24 protein-coding genes are annotated in these 24,793 nt (G+C 69.4%); 4 read left to right on the forward strand and 20 right to left on the reverse strand.

The genetic code is table 11. The annotated features are described in order from the left end of the window. Positions 1–302: 302 nt before the first annotated feature. The 4 genes from IEX05_RS11120 to IEX05_RS11135 are packed head-to-tail and all read right to left on the reverse strand — an operon-like array spanning position 303 to position 5,124. Positions 303–1,949, reverse strand: coding sequence for a glycoside hydrolase family 13 protein (locus IEX05_RS11120; protein ID WP_188701867.1), 1,647 nt, complete (start codon positions 1,947–1,949; stop codon positions 303–305). A gap of 36 nt (positions 1,950–1,985) precedes the next feature. After that, entirely contained in the window at positions 1,986–2,897 is a 912-nt protein-coding gene (locus IEX05_RS11125) for a carbohydrate ABC transporter permease (RefSeq protein WP_188701868.1), read from the reverse strand. After that, a complete protein-coding gene (locus tag IEX05_RS11130) occupies positions 2,897–3,823 on the reverse strand; it encodes a carbohydrate ABC transporter permease (RefSeq protein WP_188701870.1) in 927 nt (308 codons plus the stop codon). The genes IEX05_RS11125 and IEX05_RS11130 overlap by 1 nt, the downstream gene beginning before the upstream one ends. Next, positions 3,820–5,124, reverse strand: coding sequence for an ABC transporter substrate-binding protein (locus IEX05_RS11135; RefSeq protein WP_229661271.1), 1,305 nt, complete (start codon positions 5,122–5,124; stop codon positions 3,820–3,822). The genes IEX05_RS11130 and IEX05_RS11135 overlap by 4 nt, the downstream gene beginning before the upstream one ends. A 121-nt stretch (positions 5,125–5,245) precedes the next feature. Between IEX05_RS11135 and IEX05_RS11140 the strand changes: the two genes are divergently transcribed. Further along, a complete protein-coding gene (locus IEX05_RS11140) occupies positions 5,246–6,457 on the forward strand; it encodes an ROK family protein (protein WP_188701875.1) in 1,212 nt (403 codons plus the stop codon). A gap of 45 nt (positions 6,458–6,502) precedes the next feature. On the opposite strand, the gene IEX05_RS11145 is transcribed toward IEX05_RS11140, so the two are convergent. Together IEX05_RS11145 and IEX05_RS11150 are read right to left on the reverse strand one after the other, a co-directional pair. Beyond that, on the reverse strand, positions 6,503–7,237 hold the full coding sequence (locus IEX05_RS11145) for a ThuA domain-containing protein (protein ID WP_188701877.1): 735 nt from the start codon (positions 7,235–7,237) through the stop codon (positions 6,503–6,505). Beyond that, positions 7,234–8,274, reverse strand: coding sequence for a Gfo/Idh/MocA family protein (locus tag IEX05_RS11150; protein ID WP_188701879.1), 1,041 nt, complete (start codon positions 8,272–8,274; stop codon positions 7,234–7,236). Before IEX05_RS11150 ends, IEX05_RS11145 begins: the two co-directional genes overlap by 4 nt. 222 nt (positions 8,275–8,496) lie before the next feature. Between IEX05_RS11150 and IEX05_RS11155 the strand changes: the two genes are divergently transcribed. Next, positions 8,497–9,177: a YitT family protein gene (locus IEX05_RS11155; protein ID WP_229661272.1), complete on the forward strand. Its 681-nt coding sequence runs from the start codon at positions 8,497–8,499 to the stop codon at positions 9,175–9,177. Between the two features lie 47 nt (positions 9,178–9,224). Here the strand turns inward: IEX05_RS11155 and IEX05_RS11160 are convergent, their stop codons facing one another. Further along, complete coding sequence (locus tag IEX05_RS11160) at positions 9,225–10,016, reverse strand: helix-turn-helix transcriptional regulator (RefSeq protein WP_188701883.1); 792 nt, start codon at positions 10,014–10,016, stop codon at positions 9,225–9,227. An 83-nt stretch (positions 10,017–10,099) separates the two neighbouring features. Here IEX05_RS11160 and ilvD point away from each other — a divergent pair, with 83 nt between their 5' ends. Next, entirely contained in the window at positions 10,100–11,953 is a 1,854-nt protein-coding gene (gene ilvD / locus IEX05_RS11165; RefSeq protein ID WP_188701885.1) for a dihydroxy-acid dehydratase, read from the forward strand. A gap of 109 nt (positions 11,954–12,062) precedes the next feature. Here the strand turns inward: ilvD and IEX05_RS11170 are convergent, their stop codons facing one another. Both IEX05_RS11170 and IEX05_RS11175 read right to left on the reverse strand, forming a co-directional pair. Next, positions 12,063–13,295, reverse strand: coding sequence for a serine hydrolase domain-containing protein (locus IEX05_RS11170; RefSeq protein WP_188701887.1), 1,233 nt, complete (start codon positions 13,293–13,295; stop codon positions 12,063–12,065). Between the two features lie 58 nt (positions 13,296–13,353). Then, on the reverse strand, positions 13,354–14,727 hold the full coding sequence (locus tag IEX05_RS11175; protein ID WP_188701889.1) for an ATP-dependent DNA helicase: 1,374 nt from the start codon (positions 14,725–14,727) through the stop codon (positions 13,354–13,356). Positions 14,728–14,792: 65 nt separating this feature from the next. Here IEX05_RS11175 and IEX05_RS11180 point away from each other — a divergent pair, with 65 nt between their 5' ends. Next, complete coding sequence (locus IEX05_RS11180) at positions 14,793–15,863, forward strand: hypothetical protein (protein WP_188701892.1); 1,071 nt, start codon at positions 14,793–14,795, stop codon at positions 15,861–15,863. 26 nt (positions 15,864–15,889) lie between these two features. On the opposite strand, the gene IEX05_RS11185 is transcribed toward IEX05_RS11180, so the two are convergent. From IEX05_RS11185 to IEX05_RS11235, 11 genes are all read right to left on the reverse strand, one after another. Beyond that, on the reverse strand, positions 15,890–17,857 hold the full coding sequence (locus IEX05_RS11185) for a bifunctional copper resistance protein CopD/cytochrome c oxidase assembly protein (RefSeq protein WP_229661273.1): 1,968 nt from the start codon (positions 17,855–17,857) through the stop codon (positions 15,890–15,892). A gap of 272 nt (positions 17,858–18,129) precedes the next feature. Further along, positions 18,130–18,417 (reverse strand): HU family DNA-binding protein, encoded by a 288-nt coding sequence (locus tag IEX05_RS11190; protein WP_114118874.1) that lies wholly within the window; start codon positions 18,415–18,417, stop codon positions 18,130–18,132. A gap of 233 nt (positions 18,418–18,650) precedes the next feature. Continuing rightward, a complete protein-coding gene (gene rpsN, locus IEX05_RS11195; RefSeq protein WP_188701900.1) occupies positions 18,651–18,956 on the reverse strand; it encodes a 30S ribosomal protein S14 in 306 nt (101 codons plus the stop codon). A 2-nt stretch (positions 18,957–18,958) separates the two neighbouring features. Beyond that, the gene (rpmG, locus tag IEX05_RS11200; RefSeq protein WP_188701903.1) at positions 18,959–19,129 is read right to left on the reverse strand and encodes a 50S ribosomal protein L33; all 171 of its coding nucleotides are present in this window, start codon (positions 19,127–19,129) and stop codon (positions 18,959–18,961) included. Continuing rightward, a complete protein-coding gene (gene rpmB / locus IEX05_RS11205; protein WP_110589931.1) occupies positions 19,129–19,365 on the reverse strand; it encodes a 50S ribosomal protein L28 in 237 nt (78 codons plus the stop codon). The genes rpmG and rpmB overlap by 1 nt, the downstream gene beginning before the upstream one ends. A 181-nt stretch (positions 19,366–19,546) precedes the next feature. Further along, positions 19,547–20,953 carry a prolyl oligopeptidase family protein gene (locus IEX05_RS11210; protein WP_188701904.1) on the reverse strand — a complete coding sequence of 469 codons (1,407 nt, stop codon included), beginning with the start codon at positions 20,951–20,953 and terminating at the stop codon, positions 19,547–19,549. Continuing rightward, a complete protein-coding gene (locus IEX05_RS11215) occupies positions 20,943–21,638 on the reverse strand; it encodes a TIGR03943 family putative permease subunit (protein ID WP_188701906.1) in 696 nt (231 codons plus the stop codon). The genes IEX05_RS11210 and IEX05_RS11215 overlap by 11 nt, the downstream gene beginning before the upstream one ends. Beyond that, positions 21,628–22,644, reverse strand: a complete 1,017-nt coding sequence (locus IEX05_RS11220; protein WP_188701909.1) for a permease — start codon at positions 22,642–22,644, stop codon at positions 21,628–21,630. The genes IEX05_RS11215 and IEX05_RS11220 overlap by 11 nt, the downstream gene beginning before the upstream one ends. A 4-nt stretch (positions 22,645–22,648) precedes the next feature. Next, positions 22,649–23,044, reverse strand: a complete 396-nt coding sequence (locus IEX05_RS11225; protein ID WP_188701910.1) for a Fur family transcriptional regulator — start codon at positions 23,042–23,044, stop codon at positions 22,649–22,651. Between the two features lie 9 nt (positions 23,045–23,053). Beyond that, complete coding sequence (locus IEX05_RS11230) at positions 23,054–23,929, reverse strand: metal ABC transporter permease (RefSeq protein ID WP_229661274.1); 876 nt, start codon at positions 23,927–23,929, stop codon at positions 23,054–23,056. After that, a complete protein-coding gene (locus tag IEX05_RS11235) occupies positions 23,929–24,756 on the reverse strand; it encodes a metal ABC transporter ATP-binding protein (protein ID WP_188701912.1) in 828 nt (275 codons plus the stop codon). Before IEX05_RS11235 ends, IEX05_RS11230 begins: the two co-directional genes overlap by 1 nt. Positions 24,757–24,793: the final 37 nt, after the last annotated feature.

A 24,793-nucleotide genomic window follows, 5' to 3' on the forward strand; every position in this document is an offset into this window, starting at 1 on the left:
CCGGGGCAACTTCCCTACGCCACCACCACAATCTCTCGTTTAGGCGACAAGAGACAAACTTACCGGCCCATTCTGAATGAAACCTGAAGATCATCTCTTCCGAAACCCATCTCCTCTGAAGAGGATTCTGATTTCGTGTCGCCGTCTTGGGATGGGAGCCTGTTGGCTCAACCTCACCGCTTGGCGGCGACAAGGGATTACATTACGCGGATCCCGGGACCCCAGCAAGCGGCACCCACACCGGGCGTGTCGCGATCGCGGGCCCCGCGGCCCCTCGCCTGTTTGCGAGGGACCGCTTGCCGTCATGCTCTCAGCGCGAGCCACACGGTGTTCTCACCCGGCAGGCGTCCGTCGCGTAGCTCGCCGAGCACGATCCTGTTCGCCTCTTCACCGATCTCGTGCTCCGAGGTACCGAAGTTCGTGATCACCTCCCACCCGTTGGGCCGGCGGAACCGCAGCACATCGCTCCGGCCCGTGTCGACCCATTCGAGCCCCTCGTCGGTCTGCAGGCGCCGGCGCAGACCCAGCGCCCTCCGGTAGAGCGACAGCGTCGACGACGGGTCCGCGGCCTGGACCTCGACCGCCGCATCCGCGAACCACGCCGGCTGAGGGAGGTGGCTGCGCCCGGCGCCGAAGCCGAACGACTCGCCGCTCGCCGACCAGGGCAGCGGCACGCGGCATCCGTCGCGGCCGAGACCGTCGTATTCCCCGCCCCGGAAGAACGCCGGATCCTGGCGCTCGTCCGCGGCTATGTCGGCGACCTCGTGCAGGCCGAGCTCCTCGCCCTGGTATAGGTAGGTGCTTCCCGGCAGCCCGAGGAGCAGCATCGTGGCGGCCCGCGCGCGGCGCAGGCCCGTCTCGCGGTCGAGCTGGTCCTCGGGCCCGCCCGCGCGCACCCACGCCGCGCCCTGCTTCTCTGCGCGGCCGTTCAGCGGCGGCAGGCCGTAGCGCGTCGCGTGACGGGTGACGTCGTGGTTCGACAGCACCCAGGTCGTCGAGGATCCGGTCGCCGCGGCTTGCGCGAGGTTGTCCGCGATGATGTGGCGGAATGCTTCCGCGTCGAAGTCGGCCTCGAGCAGGTCGAAGTTGAACGCCTGCCCCAGGCTCTCCGCCGACGCGTACTTCGCGCGCCGCTCCGGGGTGCGCACCCACGCTTCGGCGACGGCCGTGCGCGGCGGGTCGTAGGAGTTGAACACCGCGCGCCACTCGGCGTAGACCTCGTGCACGTCGTCCCGGTCCAGCAGCGGGTGCGCGCCGTCCTGCGGCATCGCGTCGAGTTCGGCGCGGCTCGGCAGCGGATCCGGGAAGTCCTTGGTGAGCATGTGCGCGACATCGATGCGGAAGCCGTCGACGCCCCGGTCGGACCAGAAGCGCAGGGTGGTCAGGAAGTCCTCGCGGACCTCGGGGTTCGACCAGTTGAGATCGGGCTGTTCGACCGCGAAGTGGTGGAAGTACCACTGGCCGTCGGCGACGCGCTCCCAGGCCGCGCCTCCGAAAGTCGACACCCAGTCGCTCGGGGGCAGCGATCCGTCGGGGCCCGTGCCCTCGCGGAAGATGTAACGGTCGCGCGCCGCCGAGCCGCGGCCCGCGGCGAGCGCCTCCTGGAACCAGGCGTGCTGATCCGAGGTGTGGTTCGGCACGATGTCGACGACGACGCGGATCCCGCGGGCGTGCAGGGCCGCGACCATCCGGTCGAAGTCCTCGAGCGTTCCGAGCCGCGGATCCACGTCGCGGTAGTCCGCGACGTCGTATCCGCCGTCCGCGAGCGCGGAGGGATAGAACGGGCTGAGCCAGACCGCGTCGATGCCGAGTTCGGCGAGGTAGTCGGCGCGGGAGACGATGCCGGGGATGTCTCCGATGCCGTCGCCGTTCGCGTCCGCGAAGCTGCGGGGATAGATCTGGTAGACGGCGGCCTGGCGCCACCACTCGGCCGTGTTGTGGTCTGTCATGAATTCAGAGGCTCCTTACGAGAGTGGGTCGGTGCGTCAGCCCTTGACCGCGCCCTGAGTCACGCCCGCGATCACCCAGCGCTGCGTGAACAGGTAGGCGACGATCGCGGGTGCCATGGCCATGAGGTACGAGGCGAACGAGACGTTGTAGTTGTTGCTGAACTGGTTCTGGAACAGGTTTTGCCTCACCGGGAGCGTCTGCAGGGAAGGATCGGAGATGATCAGCGACGGCATCATGAAGTCGTTCCAGGCGTAGAGGAAGGCGAAGATGCCGACCGTCGCGCTCATGGGGGCCAGGAGCGGGAAGATGATCCGCCAGAACGTCTGCCAGGTCGAGGCCCCGTCGATGCGCGCGCTCTCCTCCAATTCGAGGGGGATCGAGCGCAGGAACGCCGTGAACAACAGCACGCTGAAGCTCAGCTGGAACATCGTGGCGAGGATGATCACGCCGCCGGGGTTGTCGAGGTGCAGCCGGCCGGTCAGCTGGATCTGCGGCAGCGCCACGACGGGGAAGGGCACGAACATGGCCGCCAGCAGGTAGAAGAACGACCAGCGGAACAGGCGGCGGTCCCAGTTGCGCACGATCGCGTAGGACGCGAACGCGGCCAGGAGGATCGTGGCGATGACGGTGCCCGCCGTGACGAGGAGCGAGATGCCGGCCGCGACGGGGAACTTCGTGAGGTTCCAGGCCTCGACGAAGCCCTCGATGCTGAACGGCTGCGGGAGCGCGAACGCCTTCCCGTCGACGGCCTGCGACGTCGTCTTGAACGCCATCGAGACCGTCACGTACAGCGGCACGAGCACCGTGAGGGTGCATGCGATGAGGATGACGGTGGTCGTCCAGTTAACGCGCTCCATGCGGATGCGCGGGCGGCGCGCGCCGGGGCGGTGGGTGGTGAGCGCCCGGGTGGCGTTCACGGGTTCTGGGGAGATCGCCTGCGTCGACATCAGAGCGCGTTCCTTCCACGGGTCATGGAGAGCTGAAGGAGGGAGATGAGCACGGCCACGATGAAGAAGATCGTCGCGTTCGCCATCTGGTAGGCGTAGTCGCCGCCGTTGAAGCCGGCGATGATCGTCATGGCGACGCTGCGCGTGGCGGTACCGGGGCCGCCGTTCGTGAGGCCGACGATGATGTCGTAGGCGTTCAGGAAGTTCTTGAACCCGAGGATCATGTTGATCACGACGTATCCGGCGACGAGCGGCAGCGTGATCCTCATAAGCTGCTGGATCCGGCTGGCACCGTCGATGTCGGCGGCCTCGTATACCTCGCCGGGAACGGAGAGCAGCCCGGCGATGTAGATCAACAGGGTCCCGGGGATCGCCTGCCACGCCGTCACGGCGACGATCGCGATCCATGCGAGATCGGGGTTGGCGAGCAGGCTCTCCTGCAGCCACCCGATGCCGAGCGCCTGACCCGCCGCGGGCACCGAGTTCGAGAACAGGAAGTTGAAGACGTACGCGATGATGATGCCGGAGATCACCATGGGGATCACGAAGATCGTGCGCAGCGCGGTGCGGAAGCGGATCCTCGCGGTCAGGCCGACCGCGAGGAGGAAGGCGATCACGTTGACCACGATGACGGTCGCGATGGAGAAGCCGAAGGTGAACAGGTAGCTCTGCAGGATCGCCGGGTCGGTCATCATCGCGATGTAGTTCGTGAGCCCGTTGAAGCTCCACGTTCCGATGCCGATCGAGTCGGTGAAGCTGAACACGATGCCCGTCACCGCGGGCACGGTGATCGCGAGAGTGAACAGCGCGAGGGTCGGGATGAGGAAGAGGTAGTAGATCGGCTCGACGCGGGAGGAGCCGCCGCGGTGGAGCACGCCCCGCTTCCCTGCCTTCCCCTGCGTGACAATCGTTCCGGTTGCGCTCATCGTGCGGACTCCTTCGTCTCATCCGCGGACGTGGGCGCGGGCGCGCGGTACGCGAGCCGTGCCCAGTCGGCGTCCATCGTGCGCAGCATGCTCCTCGCACCGGTTCCGAGCGCGATCGCCTGTGCGTAGTTCATGACGGGGATCACCTTGGGGACGAGCACGCTCGGCCCCTGGTAGGTGCGCCCGGCCTCGTAGTACGGCGCCATCCCCGCCAGGCGCGGATCCTCCGGATCCGGTGCGCCGTCCAGCGGCGTGAAGCCCAGCTGCGACGCGTTGTACGCCAGGATGTTCTCCGGCTGGTAGAGGTATTCCAGGAAGTCGCGCGCGGCCCGCTGATGCGCGGAGCCCTCCGGGATCATCGCGGCCAGGTCGACGTTGATGCGCACCCTGAGGTCGTCGGGATCGTCCGTCATCGGCAGCGGGAAGGTGCCGAGGTCGAGATCGGGGTCCGTCTTCTCGATCTCGCTGAAGGCCCACGGCCCCTGCAGATACATCGCGCCCTCGCCCAGCGCAAAGGCACGGTTGCCGTCGTTGTAGGCGCGGTTGGCGGCGTCGGGGTTCGTGTACTCGTCGATGAGTGTGGCCATGCGCTCGAGCGGTTCCGCGAAGTCCTTCTCGAACGACACGGCCGAGTCCGGTCCGACGTCGGCCCCCTCCGCGGCCAGCGCATCGAAGAAGTCGAGGACGTCGATCGATCCGCCGAGGGCGTAGTCGTACCAGCCCTGACCCACCGTCCAGTCGTCCTTGAGCGTGGCGTAAAACGGGGTGACGCCGGCGGTCTGGAGGGTGTCGGCGACCTCGATGAGTTCGTCCCAGGTCGTCGGTACCTCGACGCCGTGCTCGGCGAAGATCGCCTTGTTGTAGATCACGGATGCGCCCATGATCGAGTACGGAAGCGCGCTCTGCCGCCCCTCGCAGGTGCCGTACTGGTCCATCATCGGCTGCAGGTCGTCGCGCACCTCCGCCGCGCGGGCGGTGTCGGAGAGGTCGGTGAGCGCGCACCGCTGGATGAAGCGCGCGGTCTCGTAGTTGTAGTTCGCCAGCATGATGTCGGGCGGGTTTCCGCGCACGAAGCTCGCGGAGACGACGTCGACGCCCGAGGTGTCGAGCTCGACGACGACCTCGTCCTGCGAGGAGTTGTACGCGTTCACCACCTCGGTCATGAAGTCGATCGCCTCGCGCTTGCTGAAGGTGAATCGGATGTGCTCCGGACCGGATCCCGAGCACGCGGCGAGCCCCGTGCCGACGATCACGAGGCCGAGCGTCGCGGCGGCGGCGCGCGTCGTGCGTGACTTTCTCATTCGAACCATCTCTCAGACACCGTTGTCCTTCCGACCTGTATCCCCGGTCACTAAATTTAGTGATCGAATCTATTGGATTGGAGGCTACTATGACATCGAGCGCGAGAAGGAGTCAAGCCCCATGGCAGAAATCTCCACCGACCTCGGAACGGGCCGGGCCAGCGTCGGCGCCGCCCTCGACGTCGCGTGGTCGGCGGGCGAGTTCACGGCGACCGACATGATGTCGCGCACCGGCGTGACGCGCTCGACCGCGATCGACGCGATCGACACCCTCGTCGGGGCGGGCGTGCTCGAGGAGCTGCCGAACGCGCGATCGACGGGCACCTACCGGGCCGGCCGGCCCTCCCGACGGTTCGCGCTCGCGACGGATCTCGGCGTCGTCGTCGGGATCGACGCGGGACACGCCCACCTCGCCGTGTCGGTCTCCGATCTGACCCACCGCACCCTCGCGCTGCACCGCGCGGATCTCGACCCCGTCGCGGCACCGTCCGAGCGGCTCGCGGCGATCATGACCGGCCTGGAGCTGGCGCTGGCGGGCGCCGGCGCGGACCGCGACGCCGTCCTCGCGATCTGCGCGGGCGTCGCGGCCCCCGTCGATCGCGACGGACAATCACCGCCCCACCCCGAGGGCTTCTGGGAACGAACCAACCCCGGCCTCATGGCCGCGCTCCGCGAATGGACCCCCGCGGCCGACGTCAAGAACGACGCGACCCTCGCCGCGATCGCCGAGGGCGCGGACGGCGCCGCGAACGGATCCCGCGACTACGTCGCGCTCCTCGCCGGCGAGCGCTTCGGCGGCGGCGTCGTCGTCGACGGACACATCCTCCACGGCGCGCACGGCGGCGTCGGCGAGGGTGTCGTGTTCGAGCACGTGATCGGCGTCGATTCCACGGGCGGACTGCGCCGCGCCCTCGAGCGGGGCGCCCGCGAGCTGCTCGAGACCGGCAGCGCCTCACCCGCGAGCCGGCTCGCGGCGGCCGCGCCCGGCGGGCTGGATCCGCGCACGATCCTGAGGCTCGCCGCCGACGGCGACGCCGATGCCGCGCGCGTGACCGAGCGCGTGGGCGAGATGCTCGCGCGCATCGTCGGCGTCCTCGGCAGCATGTACGACCCCGAGCGCGTGATCGTCTGCGGATCCTTCGCGGACGCGATCGGCCCCGTGCTCGAGGCGACGCGGCGCTTCCTGCCGCGCGAACTGCACCTGCCGGCGCCCGAGGTCGTGGCCTCCCCTCTCGGCGCCGAGGTCGTCACGCGCGGCGCGCTCGCGACGGCGCGCCGCTCCGCACGGCGCATCTCGGTCCCCCAGCTCGCCGCCCGCCGCCTCGGAGACTGACGGCGGCGCGCCCCGGGCGCGGGTGCCCGGGACGCGCGCCGCGCGTCAGCCCTCGAACCAGCCGGCCGGGTGGTAGTCCGCCGTCAGCGGCAGGCTCGCGCCCGAGGGAGCGGCCCAGCGCACCCCGTTGGCGAGCACGCGACGGATCTCGGGCTGGTGGTACACGGGGAACTCCTGGTCGCCGGGCGAGAAATAGAACACGCGCCCGTTCCCGCGCCGATACGTCACACCCGAACGGAACACCTCGCCGCCCGCGAAGTTCGAGATGAACACCAGTTCGTCGGGCTCGGGAATGTCGAAGAACTCGCCGTACATCTCCTGCTCGGGGATCAGGATCGGGCTCGGCACACCGGCGGCGATCGGGTGGCGCGGATCCACCGTCCACACGAGCTCGCGCTCGCCGTCGCCGCGCCACTTGAGCGAGCAGGTCGTGCCCATGAGCCGCGTGAAGATCTTCGAGTAGTGGCCGGAGTGCAGCACGAGGAGCCCCATCCCGGCGTGCACGCGGCGGTACACGCGTTCGACGGCCGCATCGGACACCTGATCGTGGCCGATGTGCCCCCACCAGAGCAGCACGTCGGTGGCATCGAGCGCCTCCTCCGACAGCCCATGCTCCGGATCCTGCAGCGTCGCCGTGCGGACGTCCGCCTCGTCGCCCAGGAGCTCGCGCAGCCCCTCGGCGATCGCCCCGTGGATTCCCTCCGGGTAGAGGCTGTTCACGTGGGCATCCCCGCGCGATTCGTGGATGTTCTCGTTCCACACGAGTACGCGGAGCGTCATGGGATCCGCACCTCCTCGACCCGGCCCGTCGCGGCGGAGCGCGCGGCGGCCTCCATCAGCGCGAGGCTGCCGAGGTTGTCGCGCCCCGAGCTCTCGGGGGCGGGACCGCCCGACACCGAGGCCGCGAAGGCCCGGAGGCCGGCCGCGCGCTCGACGAGATCCATCTCCTCGAGCTCGACGTCCGTTGCCTCGTCCTCCCCCGCACGCAGGATCGAGACGCGGTCGCCGTCGATGTTGTTCGGTCCGTCGGCGCGGCTGGTGAACGACAGCTCGCCCTCCTCGCCGTCGATGCGCCATTCCCCCGCCCACGCGGTCGGCCGGCCGCGGCTCAGCCAACTCCCGCGGTAGCTGACGAGGACCCCGGATTCGAGCTCGATGATGAACACCGCCGACGCCTCTTCGTCGTACTTGCTGAACGACGGATCCGAGGTCTTGGCGAAGACGGAGACGGCCTCCTGGCCCGTGATCATGCGGAGCAGGTCGAAGTGGTGGATCGCCATGTCGTTGATCATCGGGTGCGGGAACGCGTAGTGCGGGTGCGCGCCCTTGGGCAGGTCGTTGTCCCAGCGTCGGAAGTCGATGCTGATCGCGGAGACCTCGCCGATCGCCTTCTGCGCGAGCAGGGACCGCACGGCCCGCGGCGCCGGGAAGAAGCGGTAGTTCTGGCTCACCTGCAGCACGAGCCCGCGCTCCTCCGCGCGCCGCGTCGCGACGAGCGCCTCCTCGACGGCGTTGGCGAAGGGCTTCTCAACCAGCACGTGCAGCCCGCGATCCAGCGCCTCGAGCGCGAGCGGAACGTGCGTGACGGCGGGCGAGGTGATGACAACGGCGTCGGCGTCGACGGCGTCGAGCGCCTCGGTCAGCGACGCGAAGCCGATGCTCGCGGGGAAGCCGACGTCCTCTGCCACCGCCGCGCGCGTGGGCTCGTGCGGATCGACCGCCGCGACCAGCTCGACCTCGGCGACGGCGGGGATCACGGTGCGGGCCCAGTTGCCGCCCCAACCGCCCAGACCGACATGGATGATGCGAAGTGCCATGGTTTAAATTTCCTCATCGAATTAAATAGCCGAGCCCATTCTTGCAGAGCCTGGGCGCGGCCGCAATCACTTCGGCATGCCGATTCTCACGGGCGCAGCGCGCCCGGACGTACAGGTCGACGCCGGTCATTCTGCTGTTTTCGTGCCACCCTCGATGCGCATGATGACAAGCAAACGGCGCCTCATTTGCGCATACCGATCCTCGAGCGGAGAATCGGAGGTGTGACCACCGAGATCCCCGTGCCCCACCCCGCCCCGCAGCACTCCGTGCTCGACGATGTGCTCGGCATCCTGTGCGGCACGATCGTGGTCTCGATCGGTCTCTTCCTGCTCCGAGCGGGCGGGGTGGTCACGGGCGGCACCGCGGGCCTGACCCTCCTGCTCGACTACACCACCCCGATCCCCTTCGGCGTGTGGTTCGTCGCGATCAACCTGCCGTTCTTCGTTCTCGCCATCCGGAGCAAGGGCTGGGGCTTCGTGCTCCGCAGCGCGCTCGCGATCGGTCTCGTCTCGGCCTTCGCGTCGTTCCACGCGCTACCCGGCGTCGGCACGATCGGCGACATCGAACTCAACCCGTTCTACGCGGCCGTGACGGGATCCGTGGTCGCGTCGGTCGGCGTCATCATCCTGTTCCGCCATGGTGCGAGCATGGGCGGATTCAACATCGTCGGCCTCGTCCTGCAGGACAAGCTGGGCTGGCGAGCCGGGTACACGATGATGGTCGGCGATGCCTGCGTCGTGCTCGCCTCGCTCGCGATCTCGACCTGGCCAGTGCTGCTGGCCTCCGCGCTCGGCGTGGTCACGATGAACGTCATCATCGCCTTCAATCACCGCCCCGGCCGCTACATCGCCGTCACCGCCACCCGCCGCACCACTCCCACCACCCTCCAGCCGTTCAAATGACACGTGTGTGGGGTTAGCGGGCCCGCACACCCACCAAAGGTGTCATTTCAACGGGGAGGGGTGGGGACGTACATCACCACGTGCAGATCCGTCGCGTCCGAGGGGACGAGGCGGTGGTGCTCGAACTCGACGAGCCCCTCACTCCGGTGCCGGAAGGTGCGCCGGCGCGAGGAGAAGCGTGAGACACCGAGCTCCGACCAGTGCGCCGCGAAGTCGGGGTTCGAGGCGCGCAGCCGCTCGACGACCGCGCTGTGCCTCGGCCCGCTGAGCCGCACGCCCGCCTCCGCACGGAACTCCGCGAGGAACCGGCGCGAATCCTGCTCCCAATCGGGCAGCATCTCCCGCAGCTGGGGATCCGTGTAGACGAGCCAGAGCAGGTTGCGGTCGGCCGGATCCAGCGAGGAGATCCGCGGATACAGCCACTCGTACGCGGGGTTCCAGCCGACGATCGCCCACTCGGTCGTCACGATGAAGGACGGGAAGTCGAGCGCGTCGACCAGCCGCTGCAGGTGCTCGGGCGCGTCCTCGCGCCGGGCTACCGGATCCGCACCGCGCTCGGCGAGCCCCTCGACATACGCGGCCTCGTCGTCGCTGAGCCGCAACACGCGCGCGACGGCGTTGAGCACCTGATGGGAGACGTTGATGTCGCGCCCCTGCTCGAGCCAGGTGTACCAGGAGGCGCTCACGCCGGAGAGCGTCGCCACGTCCTCGCGGCTCAGGCCCCCGTCACCGCGGCGCGCGTGCGGCGGGAGGCCGAGTTCGGATCGCGAGGCGGAACGTCGCCGCGCGGCGAGGAACTCGCCGAGTTCCTGCCGGCGGGGCGTGCGCGGCTGGATCATGCCTCGATAGTACCCGCAGTACTGGTATCAACCACATCGCCGAATGCGCATTTCTCGCACGTGAAGAGGAGGACAATAGCAACATGCCCAGTTATCGCTCACGCACTGTCACCCACGGCCGCAACATGGCGGGCGCGCGCGCACTGATGCGCGCATCCGGCGTCGACGGCATGTCGATCGGCCGCAAGCCCATCATCGCCGTCGCGAACTCTTTCACCGAGTTCGTGCCCGGTCACACCCACCTCGCTCCGGTGGGTCGCATCGTCTCCGCGGCGATCGAGAACGCGGGCGGCATCGCCCGCGAGTTCAACACGATCGCGGTGGACGACGGCATCGCGATGGGCCACGACGGCATGCTCTACTCGCTGCCCTCGCGCGACATCATCGCCGACTCGGTCGAGTACATGGTCAACGCGCACTGCGCCGACGCCCTCGTCTGCATCTCGAACTGCGACAAGATCACCCCGGGCATGCTGCTCGCGGCGCTGCGCCTCAACATCCCGACGGTCTTCGTCTCCGGCGGCCCCATGGAGGCCGGACGCGCAACGCTCGTCGACGGCACGGTCCGTTCGCTCGACCTCGTCGACGCGATCAGCGAGGCCGTCAACGAGAACGTCTCCGACGCCGACATCCAGCGCATCGAGGAGTCGGCCTGCCCGACCTGCGGATCGTGCTCGGGCATGTTCACCGCGAACTCGATGAACTGCCTCACCGAGGCGATCGGCCTGTCGCTGCCGGGCAACGGATCCGTGCTCGCGACCCACACGGCCCGCCGCGCCCTCTACGAGAAGGCGGGTTCGCTCGTCGTCGACATCACCAAGCGCCACTACGAGGGCGACGACTACTCGGTCCTCCCGCGCGAGATCGCGACGCCGAAGGCGTTCGAGAACGCGATGGCGCTCGACATCGCCATGGGCGGATCCACGAACACGATCCTGCACCTGCTCGCCGCCGCCCACGAGGCGGGAGTCGACTTCGGCCTCAACGAGATCGACGCGGTCTCGCGTCGCGTGCCGTGCCTCGCGAAGGTCGCCCCGAACGTCGCGAACGGCCGCACGTACTACATGGAGGACGTGCACCGCGCGGGCGGCATCCCCGCCCTGCTCGGCGAGCTGCGCCGCGGCGGCCTCCTGCATGACGACGTGCACACGGTGCACGCGACGAACCTCGGCGACTGGCTCGACGAGTGGGACATCCGCGGCGGCAAGGCCTCGGCCGAGGCGGAGGAGCTGTGGCACGCCGCCCCGGGCGGCAAGCGCTCGTCGACGGCGTTCTCGCAGTCGGAGCGCTGGGCCGACCTCGATGTCGATGCGGCCGGCGGCTGCATCCGCGACGTCGCGCACGCCTACTCGAAGGACGGCGGTCTCGGTGTGCTGCGCGGCAACATCGCCGTCGACGGTGCCGTCGTCAAGACCGCGGGCGTCGACGAGTCGATCTGGACCTTCTCCGGCCCGGCCGTCGTGTGCGAGTCGCAGGACGAGGCGGTGCAGCGCATCCTCAACAAGGAGGTCAAGGAGGGCGACGTGGTCGTCATCCGCTACGAGGGCCCGAAGGGCGGACCGGGCATGCAGGAGATGCTCTACCCGACCTCGTTCCTCAAGGGCCGCGGGCTCGGCAAGGCCTGCGCCCTCATCACCGACGGCCGCTTCTCCGGCGGCACCTCGGGCCTGTCGATCGGCCACGTCTCCCCCGAGGCCGCGGCGGGCGGCGTGATCGCGCTCGTCGAAGAGGGCGACATCATCTCGATCGACATCCCCACGCGCAAGCTGCAGCTCGAGGTGTCGGACGAGGAGCTGATCCGCCGCCGCGAGGCGCTCGAGAACGCCGGCGGCTACCACCCGAAGCAGGCACGCCCCCGCAAGGTCACGGCCGCGCTGCGCGCCTACGCGCACTTTGCGCAGTCGGCCGACAAGGGCGCCGCGCGCCTGGTCCCGTAAGGGGCGCGAACACGCAAAGAGGTCCTTCCCGAAACCGGGAAGGACCTCTTTGCGTGCCGCGAGCCAACCGCGACGGAGGAGTCCTCCTCGCGACCGGAAGCCCGGCGGCTTACGGGATGGGGCAGACCGCAGCGGCCGTCACGGCCTCGTGGGCCTGCTCGGCCGTCCACGGCAGCGCCGCGTCCTCGGGCCGGTGCGAGCCCTCGGCCGTCATCGCGATCGCGGCGAGCTCGCGCGCCAGCGCCCCCGCGATGGTGCCGCCGGCCGCCGAGTTGTTGAGGGTGACCGCGACGGTCACGCCCGTGTTGATGTCGCTGTAAGCGGCCGTGCTGTATCCGAGGGTCGAGCCCTCCTGGCCGACCATCGTGCCGTAGAAGCGGTCGCCGCCGGCGACGCGGATCCACTGGTCGCCCTCGGCGTCGACGGGCAGCAGGTCGGCCCACCGCGCCGGCGGGTCCTCGAGATCGCCGATCGACCGCGCGAGGCGCGCCGTGTAGTTGCCGAGGTCGTCGATCGTCGACACGATCCCGCTGTCGGCGTATCCCATCGACGACGATGCCGTCGTGAATTCGGTGGGCGGTTCCTCGCAGCCGGCCTGGCGGCTCGCGGAGGAGGTGTAGAAGCCGGGCAGCGGCTTCGAGCCGGGCTCCGCGGGCGCCGCGCCCGGCAGCTGCGTGTTCGCCAGCCGCTGCGGGTCGGTCACGTAGTTCCGGATCAGCTCGGAGAGCGGGGTGTGGGTGGCGTTCTCGAGCGCATAGCCCAGCAGGAAGTACGAGGTATCGGAGTCGTTCCAGGCGCCGGCCGTGCCCTGACGGGACCCGAGGCCCGCCGACACGAACTCGCGCGGCGTCCACTCGCGCTCCGGGTTCGGCAGGATCTGGGCCCAGTTCAGGTCGCCCGAGGAGCGCAGGCCCGCGTCGGAGTCGCAGAGGTTCTTGAGGGTGACGTCCTCGAGCTGGGGCACGCTCGGCACGTAGGCGGTGATGGAGTCGTCGATGCGCACGGCACCGCCGTCCATGGCGTACAGCACGTCGCAGGTCATCGACCGCGTGATCGTGCCGGCCCGGAAGGTCATGTCCATCGCGGGCTTCTCGCCGTCGGGTTCGTGCTCGCCGACGCCCGACTTCCACTCTCCCGCCCAGGGCACCCAGACGCCGACGATCGCCCCGGGGGCTCCCGAGGCCGCGATCGCGTGCTCGGTCGCGTCGACGAACTGGTCGACGAGGCCCGAGGGCAGCGGATCCGCGATCTCCTCGGGCGCGGGCGTGGATCCGCCCGTGCATCCCGTCAGAGCGAGCGTGGCCACGAGTGCGGTGGCGGCGAAGCCGAGAATGCGGCGCATGGATCTCCCTAGGTCGAACCTGATGAGTCTATTAGGCCGGCCGGAGATCGGGCTGTGATCAGGCGGTGACCGCGCGCATCTGCGATCCCTGCGCCTCCCATGCGCCCTTCATGAATCGGCGCACGTCCTCGTCGACGCGGATGTCGCGCGGCCGTAGCGGGCGGGTGAGGTAGAGGCCGTCGAGCGAGCGCAGCCTCGAGAGGGCCACGTAGGTCTGCCCGGGCGCGAACGCACCGGCGCCGAGGTCGACGATGGCGCGATCGTACGTCTTGCCCTGCGACTTGTGGATCGTCACGGCCCAGGCGAGACGCAGGGGGAACTGCGTGAACTCGGCGGCGACCTCGCGAGAGAGCTTCTTCTGGAAGGGGTCGTAGGCGTAGCGGTACTTCTCCCAGACGACCGGTTCGACGTCGAACTCGTCGCCGTCGACCTCCACCCGCACGCTGTCGGCCATGATTTTCGTGACCGTGCCGATCGTGCCGTTGACCCAGCGGGGCGGTTCCCCGCCCGCCGCGGCGTCGTTGCGCAGGAACATGACCTGGGCGCCCACCTTCAGCCGCAGGTTCTCGTCGGCCGGGTAGCTGTCGCCGCGGCCGAAGTCGCCGTTGACGTCGGCGACGGCCGTCTGCTCCTTGCCGGGGAGCGCATCGAGGTGCTTCGCGTTGATCTGGTTGACGCGGTCGTTGCGGGTCGCGAGCGTGATGATGGGATCCAGCGGATCCTCGGGCGGCTTCCGCGCGCCCGCCGCGTTGAGCTTGCCCGCGATGTCGGCCGTCACGCGGCCGTACCTCACCGCGTTCAGCATCGTCTTGAACGCGTCGTCGTCCTGCCGGTGGATCTGCGTGAGCTCCCGGATGTTCAGGTGCGCGCCGTGCCGGCCCATGTCGAGCAGGCCGTCGTCGGCGCTCTCGCCCGCCCAGACCTTCGCATCGAAGAACCAGAACGAGCGGTAGTGGTCGGTGACGTACTTGGCCTCGTCGCCGCGCGGGGGCACGGGCGCGAGTTGGTACGGATCCCCGAACATCACGACCTGCACGCCGCCGAAGGGCTCGCGGCGACGCGCGCGCGCCTGGCGCAGCGAGCGGTCGATGCCGTCCATGAGGTCGGCGTTGACCATGGAGATCTCGTCGATCACGAGCGTGTCGATCGCGTTGAGGATCTTCCGGGTCGCGTCGCTCTGCTCGATGTCGCTGTCGGCGATGAGGCCGATCGGCAGCTTGAACAGCGAGTGGATCGTCTGGCCCTCGACGTTGAGCGCCGCGACGCCCGTGGGAGCGCAGATCGCGATCTGCTTCTGTGTGTTCCACGTCAGGTGGCGCAGCAGCGTCGACTTGCCGGTGCCCGCCCGGCCTGTCACGAAGACGTGCTCGTTCGTGTCCTCGATGAGCCGGAACAGCGCCTCCTGCTCGGCGGAGAGGGCGGGGTCGGGCATTCATCCAGTGTAACGACTCGGGTTCGACAGACCCCGTCACAGCTTCGCATTCCTAGACTGAGTGCATGACCCCCGGATCCGAGTCTCGCGCGCCCGCGCGCGGGCCCGCGATCCGTTGGATCGTGACCGCCGCGTTCTGCGCGGCGATCATCGCCGCGATCGTGTTCGGATCCGCGTGGTTGTACCGCACGTTCTGGGGCGCGGGGGCCTTCGTGGAGCGCTACATCAGCCGGATCGCCGTGGGCGATGCCGCGGGCGCGCTCGCGATGCCGGGCGTGACCCCCGAGTACTCGGACCTCGACAGGATCGGGCGCGGGCAGGCCTCGGAGGCCCTGCTGCGCTCGGCGACCCTGACGAGCAGCATCGACGACGTGCACGTCGTGAGCGAGACAAAGGGCGACGACGGCGCCGTGACGGTGGTGGTCGGCTACGCGCTCGACGGATCCGCGCAGCAGATGAGCTTCCGGGTCGCGAGCGACGGCTTCGACGGCCTCGTGCCGTCGTGGCGCTTCGAGACGACGCCGCTGTCGGTCATCGACCTGACGGTGCGCGGCTCGTGGCGCTTCAGCGTGAACGGCTTCGAGATGGACAAGCGCCAGCTCTCCCCCGCCGGCACCGAGGCGGATCCGCTCGAGCCGGTGTCGATGCTCACCTTCGCGCCGGGGAACTACGACGTCGCCGTCGACACGGCGGCGGTGACCGCCGACCCCGCCCGGGTGACCGCCGCGGGCCCGCTCGACGTCGTCCCCGTCGACGTGCAGACGGTGCCGACGGACCAGCTGATCGACGTCGTGCAGAAGAGCGTCGACGACTTCCTCAACGGCACGTGCACGACGCAGACCGTGCTGCAGCCGACGGGGTGCCCGTTCGGCGCGCCGAGCGACGTCTCGGGCCTCGGCATCGCGCAGGACGACGTGACCTGGACGATCGTCGACTATCCGAAGACGCGCCTCGTGCCCGACGGCGACGACTGGCAGGTCGCCCCGGCGAACGGCATGGCCAGGCTCACCGTCACGGTGAACGACTACTTCACGGGCGCCCTCGTCGAGGTGGACCGCGACGTGTACTTCACGATGGTCGCCGACGTCGACGTGCGCGAGGACGGCGACGTGCACATCACGATCGACGCGGTGTAGCCGGGCTCAGGCCTGCGGAGCCCAGCTCAGCCCTGCGCGTCGCGCTCGGCGAGCTTGCGGAGCCGTTCGTTGTAGGCCGCGAGCTCCGCGTCGCCCGTGCGATCGGCGTGGCGGTCGCGCCGCTTCTGCTTCTTCTCGTCGCTGCGGCTCCATTGGATCGCGACGGTGATGGCGGCGATGAGGGTCGGGATCTCGCCGATCGACCAGGCGATACCGCCGCCCGCGTACTGATCCTCCAGGGGCGTCGGCCCCCAGGTGCGTCCCATGGCGCCGAACCACTCGGCGACGAACAGGCCCTGGCTCGACATGATCGCGATGCCGAAGAAGGCATGCATCGCCATGGTGGTGATGAGGAGCACGAGCCGCCCGGCGTGCGGGAGCCGGTACGGCACCGGGTCGATGCCGATGAGGGTCATCGAGAACAGGTATCCCGTGATGAGGAAGTGGGTCACCATCCACTCGTGCCCGAGGTGGTTGTAGAGGCTCCACCGGAACAGGTCGGTGAAGTAGAACAGCCACAGCGAGCCAATGAACAAGGCCGCGGCGACGAAGGGATGCGTCAGCACCTTCGCGACGGGGTTGTGCACGGCCCAGAGGATCCATTCGCGCCCGCCGCGCGTGCCGTCATCGCGGCCCCGGATCGCTCGCGCCGCGAGCGTGACGGGCGCCGCGGCGACGAGGAGGAGCGGGATCGCCATCGACAGCAGCATGTGCAGCAGCATGTGCACGCTGAACAGGTAGTGGCCGTATGCGTTGAGCGGGCCAGAAGTGACCCAGATCAGCAGCAGAATGCCCGCGATCCAGAAGACGGTGCGGAAGATCGGCCACCGGTCGCCGCGGCGCGTGAGGCGCCGGACGCCCGCGACGTAGAAGAAGATGGCGAGGACCCCGAGGGTCAGCCAGAGCGGGTCGATCTCCCACTCGGTGAGGAGCCGCGCGGGCGTGAGCTCGGGCGGGAGCGGCTGGTCGTTCAGGAACTCGGCGGGGGTGACGGCCACGGCCTCGACGTCGCCCGTCGGCGGCGCGGTGCGCGCGAGCGCGGCGGCGGCGCCCGAGGCGATGCCCATGAAGACGAACTCGAGGGCGATCACGGCCCAGAACATGGCGTTCCGCGCGGCCGACTTGGCGATGAGACCGCGCCGATACCAGGCGCCGAGGCCGCCCATCGCCACGAGCATCACGACCTTGACGAGAAGGACGATGCCGTACGGGTCGGTGAACACCTCGCCGAGCGAGCGGAACGACGGCACGGAGCGCAGCAGGCCCGAGAGCGCGACGACGGCGAAGGCGAGCATCGCGATCGACGAGTATCGCTCGAGCACGAGGCGCATGCGCTCGGGCTCGAGTGTGGGCCGCACGACGACGAGCGCGAGCAGCCCGCCGAGCCACAGCGCCGACGCCACGATGTGCACGGAGATCGCGATGACCGCGAGGTGGTGGTCTTCGAGTCCCCCGGAGTGGCTCTGCGTCGCCATCGGGATGAGGCTGACGCCCGCGAGCACGGCCGTGACCGCGACGGTCAGCCACCCCCGCACGGCGAAGGCCAGCACCGTGACGGTGCCGCCGAGGATCGTCTGCAGCAGCCAGGCCCTGCCGACCTCGGTGTCGGTGAGGAAACGGCCGAGCTGCGAGCCGAACTCGTCGCCGAGCGAGAGCTGCGGGTTGAAGGTCGACAGCAGGGTGAGGAAGGTCACGGATCCGCTCGCGATCGTGAAGATCGCGGCCGAGATCGAGGCGCCGTCGAGGGCCGCGTGGAAGGCGCGTTCCTTCGGCGCGAGCGCGAACAGCGCGAGCACGAGCGAGCCGAACATCACGGATCCGGCCATGTTGACGAGCATCTTCGCCGCCGGCAGCGACCACCGGACGACGGCACCGGGATCCTGCAGCGCCTGCGCATTCGCCCCGCCGCCGACGACGAGGGTCCCGACGAGCGCGACGGCCGCAGCGACCAGAAGGATGATGGGCCCACCGGCCCGCAGCGCGCGCGGATTCACGCCCCCACCCTATTCCGCCGCGCTGAGCGCCCCATAAGAACCGTGCCGCCGCGCCCACCGGGGCCGCACCGCCCCGCGCCGGGAGCGAAGCGACCCGGCCCTCGCGGCCGCAGGCATCGGGTCTGGCGGTGAAGGATCCGCGCAGCGGATCCGAGGGGACTGCGGCCGCGAGGGCCGGGTCGCGTAGCGGCAACCCACGAGCAGACCCCATAAGCCCGGCATGCAAAAGGCGGGCCCCCGAGGGAGCCCGCCTTAGCGACGTCGTCGTCGAATTACTTGACGGCAGCCTTGAGCTTCGAACCGGCGGTCACCTTGACGCGGTGGCCGGCGGGGATCTCGATGACCTCTTCGGTGCGGGGGTTGCGGCCGGTGCGGGCAGCGGTGGCGACCTTCTCGAAAGCGATCCAACCGGGGATCGAGACCTTCGAACCCTTGGCAACGGCCTCGGAGACGGTCGTGAAGAGCGAGTCGAGCACACCGGAGACGGTGGCCTGGCTCTGGCCCGTGGCGCTGGCGATGCTTGCGACGAGCTCGGTCTTGGTGATGTTCTTGTCGGCCATGGTTTCCTCCATCGACGCGGAGCGCCGTGACGAATCGTGGGACCGAGAGCGCCCGCCCCCGGCTCGGTCATGCGACCGAGCACAAAACTAACGCCTTCCCCCCTGAATCGGCGTATTTCCGCGGTTATTCGGCGGATCCGCTCGGCGTGTCGCGGAAAATCGAGCGCTGCGGACGAAAAAGCGAGCGGGCGGGACCCTCGGAAGAGGATCCCGCCCGCTCGCGGATGCGATGCTTACCAGCTCGACTTGGTGATGCCGGGCAGCTCGCCGCGGTGAGCCATGTCGCGGAAGCGGACACGCGAGATGCCGTACTTCGTGAGGACACCGCGGGGGCGGCCGTCGATGACGTCGCGCGAGCGGACGCGCACCGGCGAGGCGTTGCGGGGCAGCTTCTGCAGGCCCACGCGAGCGGCCTCGCGTTGCTCGTCGGTCGCGTTGGGGTCGACGAGGGTCTTCTTCAGCTCGAGACGCTTCTCGGCGTAACGGGCGACGACAACCTTGCGCTGCTCGTTGCGCGCAATCTTGCTCTTCTTAGCCATGCTTAGCGCTCCTCGCGGAAGTCAACGTGCTTGCGGACGACCGGGTCGTACTTCTTGAGCACAAGGCGGTCGGGGTTGTTGCGACGGTTCTTCTTGGTCACGTACGTGAAGCCCGTGCCCGCCGTCGAACGGAGCTTGATGATCGGACGAACGTCCTGAGCCTTCTTCGCCATTAGAGCTTCACACCCTTCGCGATCAGGTCCTTGACGACCGACTCGATGCCGCGCGCGTCGATGACCTTGATGCCCTTAGCCGACACGTTCAGCGTGATCTTGCGTCCCAGCGAGGGGACAAAGTACGTCTTCTTCTGCACGTTCGGGTCGAACCGGCGCTTCGTGCGACGGTGCGAGTGCGAGACGTTGTGACCGAAACCGGGGGTGGTTCCCGTCACCTGGCACACAGCAGCCATGGTTCACTCTCCTTCAATACCGTGACCCCGGACGGGATCACCCAAGATCTCTTGTCTGCGCACCGCGTCCCCCGCCCGATATCGGGCTGTGTTCAGGGGCGTGATGCACGATCCGTGCACAGGAGTGCGCACGGCCAAAGAGAGACTCTACCAGAGGCCGGGCGTGTCGCCTCCCAGCTTCTCACCAGGGGCCGACCTCGCACCAGCTGATGTCGAAGCCGGGCCAGGTCGCGACCTCGTCGCCGGTGTCGCCGTCGTAGATGCGCGTTTCGATGCGCTCCGGGAGCGACTGCACCCCGCCGTCGTATGCGGGCCCGGTCGCGTCGGAGACGATCAGCGCGATGTACTGCGCGCTCGGTGAGGCGCACACCTGCTGCAGCACGTCCGTGTCTCTCGTCGCGGCGATCTCGCGTGCGTCGCCCTCGGGGCTGGCGATGACGATGCGGGAGGTCGTGGGGATGCCGTCCTCGAGCATCGCGTAGGAGCGCAGCGTGTCGCCGCTCGGCAGGGGCTGGATGTGCCCGAGCAGCGCGTCGCGGTCGAACTGCACCTCGGAGAGCACGCGCTGCTCGCCCGTGGCGAGGTCGAGTTCGACGAATCCCTCCTCGAAACGGTCGATCAGCGCCGTGTAGGTCGAGCGGGCGACGCCCTCGATGCCGAGGGCCGTACCGAAGGACGACACCTCGCCGTCGGGGTTCTGCCGGTCGACGAGCGTGAGGTCGCCGTCGAAGGAGTTCAGCAGCAGCGACGAGGTCTCGGGCACGAAGCGCCACCTGTCGATGCTGGGTTCGGATCCGCCGACGACGACGGGCACGGGCGCGTCGGCCGACGCGAGGGATCCCGTGAACAGGACGTTCTCGCGACCGCCCGCGGCCGAGAGGTTCGCGTCGGTGAAGGTGAAGCCGTAGAGCTGACCCCGCTCGGAGACCTGGAGCCCCGTGACCGTGCCGGGCCCGGGGAGCGGGATCTCGTGCGTCGCCCCGGAGGCCCGGTCGATGACGGTGACGTGCATGACCCCGCCGTCGACGGTCGTCGCGATGAGGTAGGCGCTCGTCGCCCGGAAGTCGTCGATCTGGGCGGCGGAGAAGACGGTGTCGTCGGTGTCGGCGCCGACCGTGCGGCTGACGATGCGGTCGTCGCCGGCCGCATCGCGCTCGAGCATGAGCACCCTCGCCTTCGGCGTCGTGAAGCTCGTCGTGAGGGTCGAGGCGGGCCCGCCGCCGAGGCCCCGCACGCCGTCGATCGTCACGGTGTAGGTGGTGTCGGCGTCGAGCGCCGTGGGGAAGCGCACGCCGACGGTGCGCCCCGCGGCGTCGAGCGTGAAGTCGGTCGCCGGTTCGACCGTGACGTCGGCCTCGTCGATCTCGGCGAGCGACTCGTTCGCGGTGAAGATGACGCGGCTTCCGGACTGCGCGACGGCGGCCTCCGGATCCTGTTGGATCTGGGTCGCACGCGGCCCCTGGGCGAGGCTGCTCGCGGCGGCCGCGCCGCCGACGACGGCGAGCGCACCGAGGGTGATCGCCAGGCCGCGCGCGAAGCGACCCCGGCCGCGCGCGATCCGCTGGCCGCGGCGCGAATCAGTACTCATACGGGTCGTCCGGTTCGTCGATCCGGGTGAGGCCGGAGGCGGAGACGACGAGGCGTCCGTCGGGGTCGACCTCGATGTCTCCCGTCACCTCGACCCAGTCGCCGGTGCTCAGGCCGTCGACGTCGCCCTCGAGCGGCAGGGTCGCGGTCTGCGCGTCGACGACGCAGTGCGTGATGACGAGGCGGCTGAGGGATCCGTCGGTCATGAAGCCCGTGAGCGTCACGGTCTCGCCGGCGTAGCGCTCGGGGTTGGTCGCGGTGGCGAACACGGCCGACCAGTCGCCGACGCCGAAGGCCGAGGTATCGACGACGCCGAGCTGCACCTCGTCGGCTCCCGCGAACAGGGGCGGGGTGCCGGTGTCGCGCTCCATCGCCAACTCCGCCGACAGCGTCGCGGGGGGCAGGATCAGCGCGCCGATCGCCACGGCGCCCGCGACGGCGCCGCCGATGCCGCCCGCGATCGCGCCGATGCGGGAGGGGGATCCGTGGTCGTGATCGTGTTCGTCGTCGGTGGTGCGGATCGCGACCGCGGCGATGGATCCGATCAGGATGAGCACGGCCATGCCGCACGCGAACCAGGCCTGGCTCGTGTTGATGTAAAGCTGCAGGCGCCCCGTGACGGTGAGCGTGAGCGTGAGGACCGAGAGCGCGGCCGCGAGGACGACGCCGAGGTACTTAGAGAACAAGGTTCATCACCGCCCCGATGGCGAAGGCGGCGAGCACGACGACGGCGACGATCACGCCGATCGCGCGCACCGTGAAGGTCGTGCGCAGCAGGGAGATCATCTTGATGTCGACGACCGGGCCGACCAGCAGGAAGGCGACGATCGAGCCCGTCGTGAAGGTCGACGCGAGGCTCAGCGCGAAGAAGCTGTCGACGTTGGAGCACAGCGAGACGGTGATCGCGAGGATCATCATCGCGACGATCGACAGCACGGGGTTCGAGCCGATCGCCACGAGCGCGGAGCGCGGCACGATCACCTGGACCGCCCCGGCGAGGGCCGAGCCGATGATGAGCGCCGGCATCACGGCGCGGAGCTCGACCGTGAACTGCGAGACGCTGCGCTCGAGCCTGCTGCCGTGGGCGTCGTGCGCGTGGTCGCACGCGACGCGGAACCGCTCGGTGAGGAGGCGATCCGGATCCGGGTGCCGGCTGAACAGCCACCCGATGAGCACAGCGATCGCGTAGCCGCCGAGCAAGCGGGCGACGAGGATGCCGCCGGACATTCCGAAGGCCTGGTGGGTCGTGATGATCACGATGGGGTTGACGATCGGCGCCGCGACGAGGAAAGCCAGCGTGTCGGCGGGCCCGATGCCTCGCATCATGAGGCCGCGGGCGAAGGGCACGTTGCCGCACTCGCACACGGGTATGAGCATGCCGAGGGCCGCGAGGGCGAGTCGGCGTGGCCATGCCCGGGTCGGCAGCACGCGGTGGATGAACGACGCGGGCACCCATACCTGGATCGCGATCGAGAGGATCACACCGAGAGCGACGAAGGGTAGCGACTCGATGAGCACGCTGAATGTGAGCGTGAGGCCGTCCTGCGCGCGGGCGGGAAGCGGCTCGTCGAAGAGCCCGGGGAGGAAGGCGTTCACGGCGAAGAGCGCCGCGACGATCGCGACGCCGACGGCGGCGCCGCGCGCCCATCCGGCGGTGGATCCACGCCGGCTCGCGCGCGTGACGGACGTCATGCGTTTACTCGCCCTTTGCCGCGCACTCGGCGCACACGCCGAAGATGTCGACGACGTGCTCCGCGTCGCGGAAGCCGTTCTCGGCCGCGACGTCGTGCGCCCAGCTCTCGACGGCCCCCGCCTCGATCTCGACCGTCTTACCGCATCGACGGCAGATCAGGTGGTGGTGGTGCCCGGTCGAGGCGCACGCGCGGAAGAGGTTCTCGCCGTCGGGGCTCTGCAGGCTGTCCGCCTCACCCGACTTGGCGAAGTTCGCGAGGGTGCGATACACCGTCGCGAGGCCGATGCCGGTCTCGTCGCGAAGCCGCGCGTGAAGATCCTGCGCGCTCACGAAACCGGCGCTTTCGGCGAGCGCCTCGCGCACCGCTTCGCGCTGCCACGTGTTCCGCTGAATAGCCATACCCCGAGCCTACTTCGCGCGCGTCTGGGTGGCCCGTCCGCGCTGCCAGGAGATCAACCGGCAGACCACGTAGATCGCGAACGAGATCGTGGTGATGTAGGGGCTGACCGGCAGCGTGCCCGCGATGGCGAGCAGGATCCCGCCCGCCGCCGAGACGAGCCCGAACAGCGCCGAGAGCAGCGGAACCGACAGCGGGCCGTGCGTCACGCGCATCGCGGCCGCCGCGGGCGTGACGAGCAGGGCCATGACGAGCAGGGCTCCGATGATGTGCACGGCGGCGGCGACGATCGCGCCGAGGAGAAGCATGAACACGAGGCTCAGCCCCTGCACCGGCAGGCCGCGCGCCTCGGCCGACTGCGGATCCATCGAATCGAAGCGCAGCGGGTTCCACACCACGATCAGGCCGATGAAGACCACCGCGCAGATGCCCACGAGCCACCACATGTCGGCGTCGGACACCGCGACGATCTGGCCGGTGAGGAGGCTGAATCGGTTGGCGGAGCGCCCCTCGTAAAGCGAGAGGAAGAGGATGCCGAGGCCGAGACCGAACGGCATGAGGACTCCGACGATCGAGTTGCGATCCCGCGCCCTCGCCCCCAGGAGTCCGATGATCATGGCCGCGACGATCGCGCCCGCGAGGGATCCGATCACGAGGGATCCGCCAAGGAGGAGCGCGAGCGCGGCGCCGGCAAAGGAGAGCTCGCTGATGCCGTGCACGGCGAAGGCCATGTCACGCTGCATGACGAAGGTGCCGATGAGGCCGCCGACGATGCCGAGCGCGATCGCAACGATGAGCGGGTTCCGCATGAGCACGAGCAGCTCGCCGTAGTCATCGAACGAGAACACGTCGGACCAGGCGATGGCGGGGCGGATCAGCATGTCCATCAGAACCCCTCGCGCTCGTCGTCGTCGTGGTCGTGGTCGTGATGCGGGTGGTGGGGTTCGCCCTCCGGGATGCCCGCGACGAGGAGGCGGCCGGCCGTGCGGACGACCTCGACGGGCGCGCCGTAGAGATCGCTCAGCACCTCGCTGCGCAGCACCTCGTCGGGGGTGCCGAGCCGGAATCGCCCGCCGGCGATGTACAGGATCCGGTCGACGACGCCGAGGACGGGGTTGATGTCGTGCGTGACGAAGACCACGCCCGCGCCCGTGGCGGCGCGCTGCTCGTCGATGATGCCGACCACCGCGCGCTGATTCTTCAGGTCGAGGCTCGACAGCGGCTCGTCGCAGAGCAACAGCGAAGGCCGGTCGGCGAGCGCCTGCCCGATGCGCAGGCGCTGCTGCTCGCCGCCGGACAGCGACCCGACCGGGTCGTCGGCGTAGGAGGCCGCGCCGACGGCGCCCAGCAGCTCGTCGACCCGGGCGCGGTCGCCGCGACGCGGCACGGGGACGCCGAAGCGTGTGCCGTTGACGCCGAGTGCGACGAGGTCTCGGGCCCGCAGGCTCGTGCCGAGCGGGAACGGCCGCTGCTGGGGGATGTACCCGACGCGCTTGTTGCCGCGGCGAACGGGGCGCCCATCGACGTGGATCCGCCCCTCGCTGAGCTGGCGCAGCCCGAGGATCGCGCGCAGCAGCGTCGTCTTGCCCGATCCCGAGGGGCCGAGCACGGCGATGAACTCGCCGGGGTCGACCGTCAGATCGAGGCCGCTCCAGAGCTCCCTCCCCCGCAGCCGCAGCGCGGCGCCGGAGATGTCGAGAACGGGATCTGTCATCGGGCCATCCTATTCGGGATCGATTATCGATTGCTTT

Source organism: Microbacterium nanhaiense (genome assembly GCF_014646015.1).
GTDB lineage: Bacteria > Actinomycetota > Actinomycetes > Actinomycetales > Microbacteriaceae > Microbacterium > Microbacterium nanhaiense.

Excerpts from the sequence above, each read along its gene's own strand:
- IEX05_RS11120 (WP_188701867.1), bottom strand. The coding sequence starts at position 1,949 with ATGACAGACCACAACACGGCCGAGTGGTGGCGCCAGGCCGCCGTCTAC.
- IEX05_RS11125 (WP_188701868.1), bottom strand. The coding sequence starts at position 2,897 with ATGTCGACGCAGGCGATCTCCCCAGAACCCGTGAACGCCACCCGGGCG.
- IEX05_RS11130 (WP_188701870.1), bottom strand. The coding sequence starts at position 3,823 with ATGAGCGCAACCGGAACGATTGTCACGCAGGGGAAGGCAGGGAAGCGG.
- IEX05_RS11135 (WP_229661271.1), bottom strand. The coding sequence starts at position 5,124 with ATGAGAAAGTCACGCACGACGCGCGCCGCCGCCGCGACGCTCGGCCTC.
- IEX05_RS11140 (WP_188701875.1), top strand. The coding sequence starts at position 5,246 with ATGGCAGAAATCTCCACCGACCTCGGAACGGGCCGGGCCAGCGTCGGC.
- IEX05_RS11145 (WP_188701877.1), bottom strand. The coding sequence starts at position 7,237 with ATGACGCTCCGCGTACTCGTGTGGAACGAGAACATCCACGAATCGCGC.
- IEX05_RS11150 (WP_188701879.1), bottom strand. The coding sequence starts at position 8,274 with ATGGCACTTCGCATCATCCATGTCGGTCTGGGCGGTTGGGGCGGCAAC.
- IEX05_RS11160 (WP_188701883.1), bottom strand. The coding sequence starts at position 10,016 with ATGATCCAGCCGCGCACGCCCCGCCGGCAGGAACTCGGCGAGTTCCTC.
- ilvD (WP_188701885.1), top strand. The coding sequence starts at position 10,100 with ATGCCCAGTTATCGCTCACGCACTGTCACCCACGGCCGCAACATGGCG.
- IEX05_RS11170 (WP_188701887.1), bottom strand. The coding sequence starts at position 13,295 with ATGCGCCGCATTCTCGGCTTCGCCGCCACCGCACTCGTGGCCACGCTC.
- IEX05_RS11175 (WP_188701889.1), bottom strand. The coding sequence starts at position 14,727 with ATGCCCGACCCCGCCCTCTCCGCCGAGCAGGAGGCGCTGTTCCGGCTC.
- IEX05_RS11180 (WP_188701892.1), top strand. The coding sequence starts at position 14,793 with ATGACCCCCGGATCCGAGTCTCGCGCGCCCGCGCGCGGGCCCGCGATC.
- IEX05_RS11190 (WP_114118874.1), bottom strand. The coding sequence starts at position 18,417 with ATGGCCGACAAGAACATCACCAAGACCGAGCTCGTCGCAAGCATCGCC.
- rpsN (WP_188701900.1), bottom strand. The coding sequence starts at position 18,956 with ATGGCTAAGAAGAGCAAGATTGCGCGCAACGAGCAGCGCAAGGTTGTC.
- rpmG (WP_188701903.1), bottom strand. The coding sequence starts at position 19,129 with ATGGCGAAGAAGGCTCAGGACGTTCGTCCGATCATCAAGCTCCGTTCG.
- rpmB (WP_110589931.1), bottom strand. The coding sequence starts at position 19,365 with ATGGCTGCTGTGTGCCAGGTGACGGGAACCACCCCCGGTTTCGGTCAC.
- IEX05_RS11210 (WP_188701904.1), bottom strand. The coding sequence starts at position 20,953 with ATGAGTACTGATTCGCGCCGCGGCCAGCGGATCGCGCGCGGCCGGGGT.
- IEX05_RS11220 (WP_188701909.1), bottom strand. The coding sequence starts at position 22,644 with ATGACGTCCGTCACGCGCGCGAGCCGGCGTGGATCCACCGCCGGATGG.
- IEX05_RS11225 (WP_188701910.1), bottom strand. The coding sequence starts at position 23,044 with ATGGCTATTCAGCGGAACACGTGGCAGCGCGAAGCGGTGCGCGAGGCG.
- IEX05_RS11230 (WP_229661274.1), bottom strand. The coding sequence starts at position 23,929 with ATGGACATGCTGATCCGCCCCGCCATCGCCTGGTCCGACGTGTTCTCG.
- IEX05_RS11235 (WP_188701912.1), bottom strand. The coding sequence starts at position 24,756 with ATGACAGATCCCGTTCTCGACATCTCCGGCGCCGCGCTGCGGCTGCGG.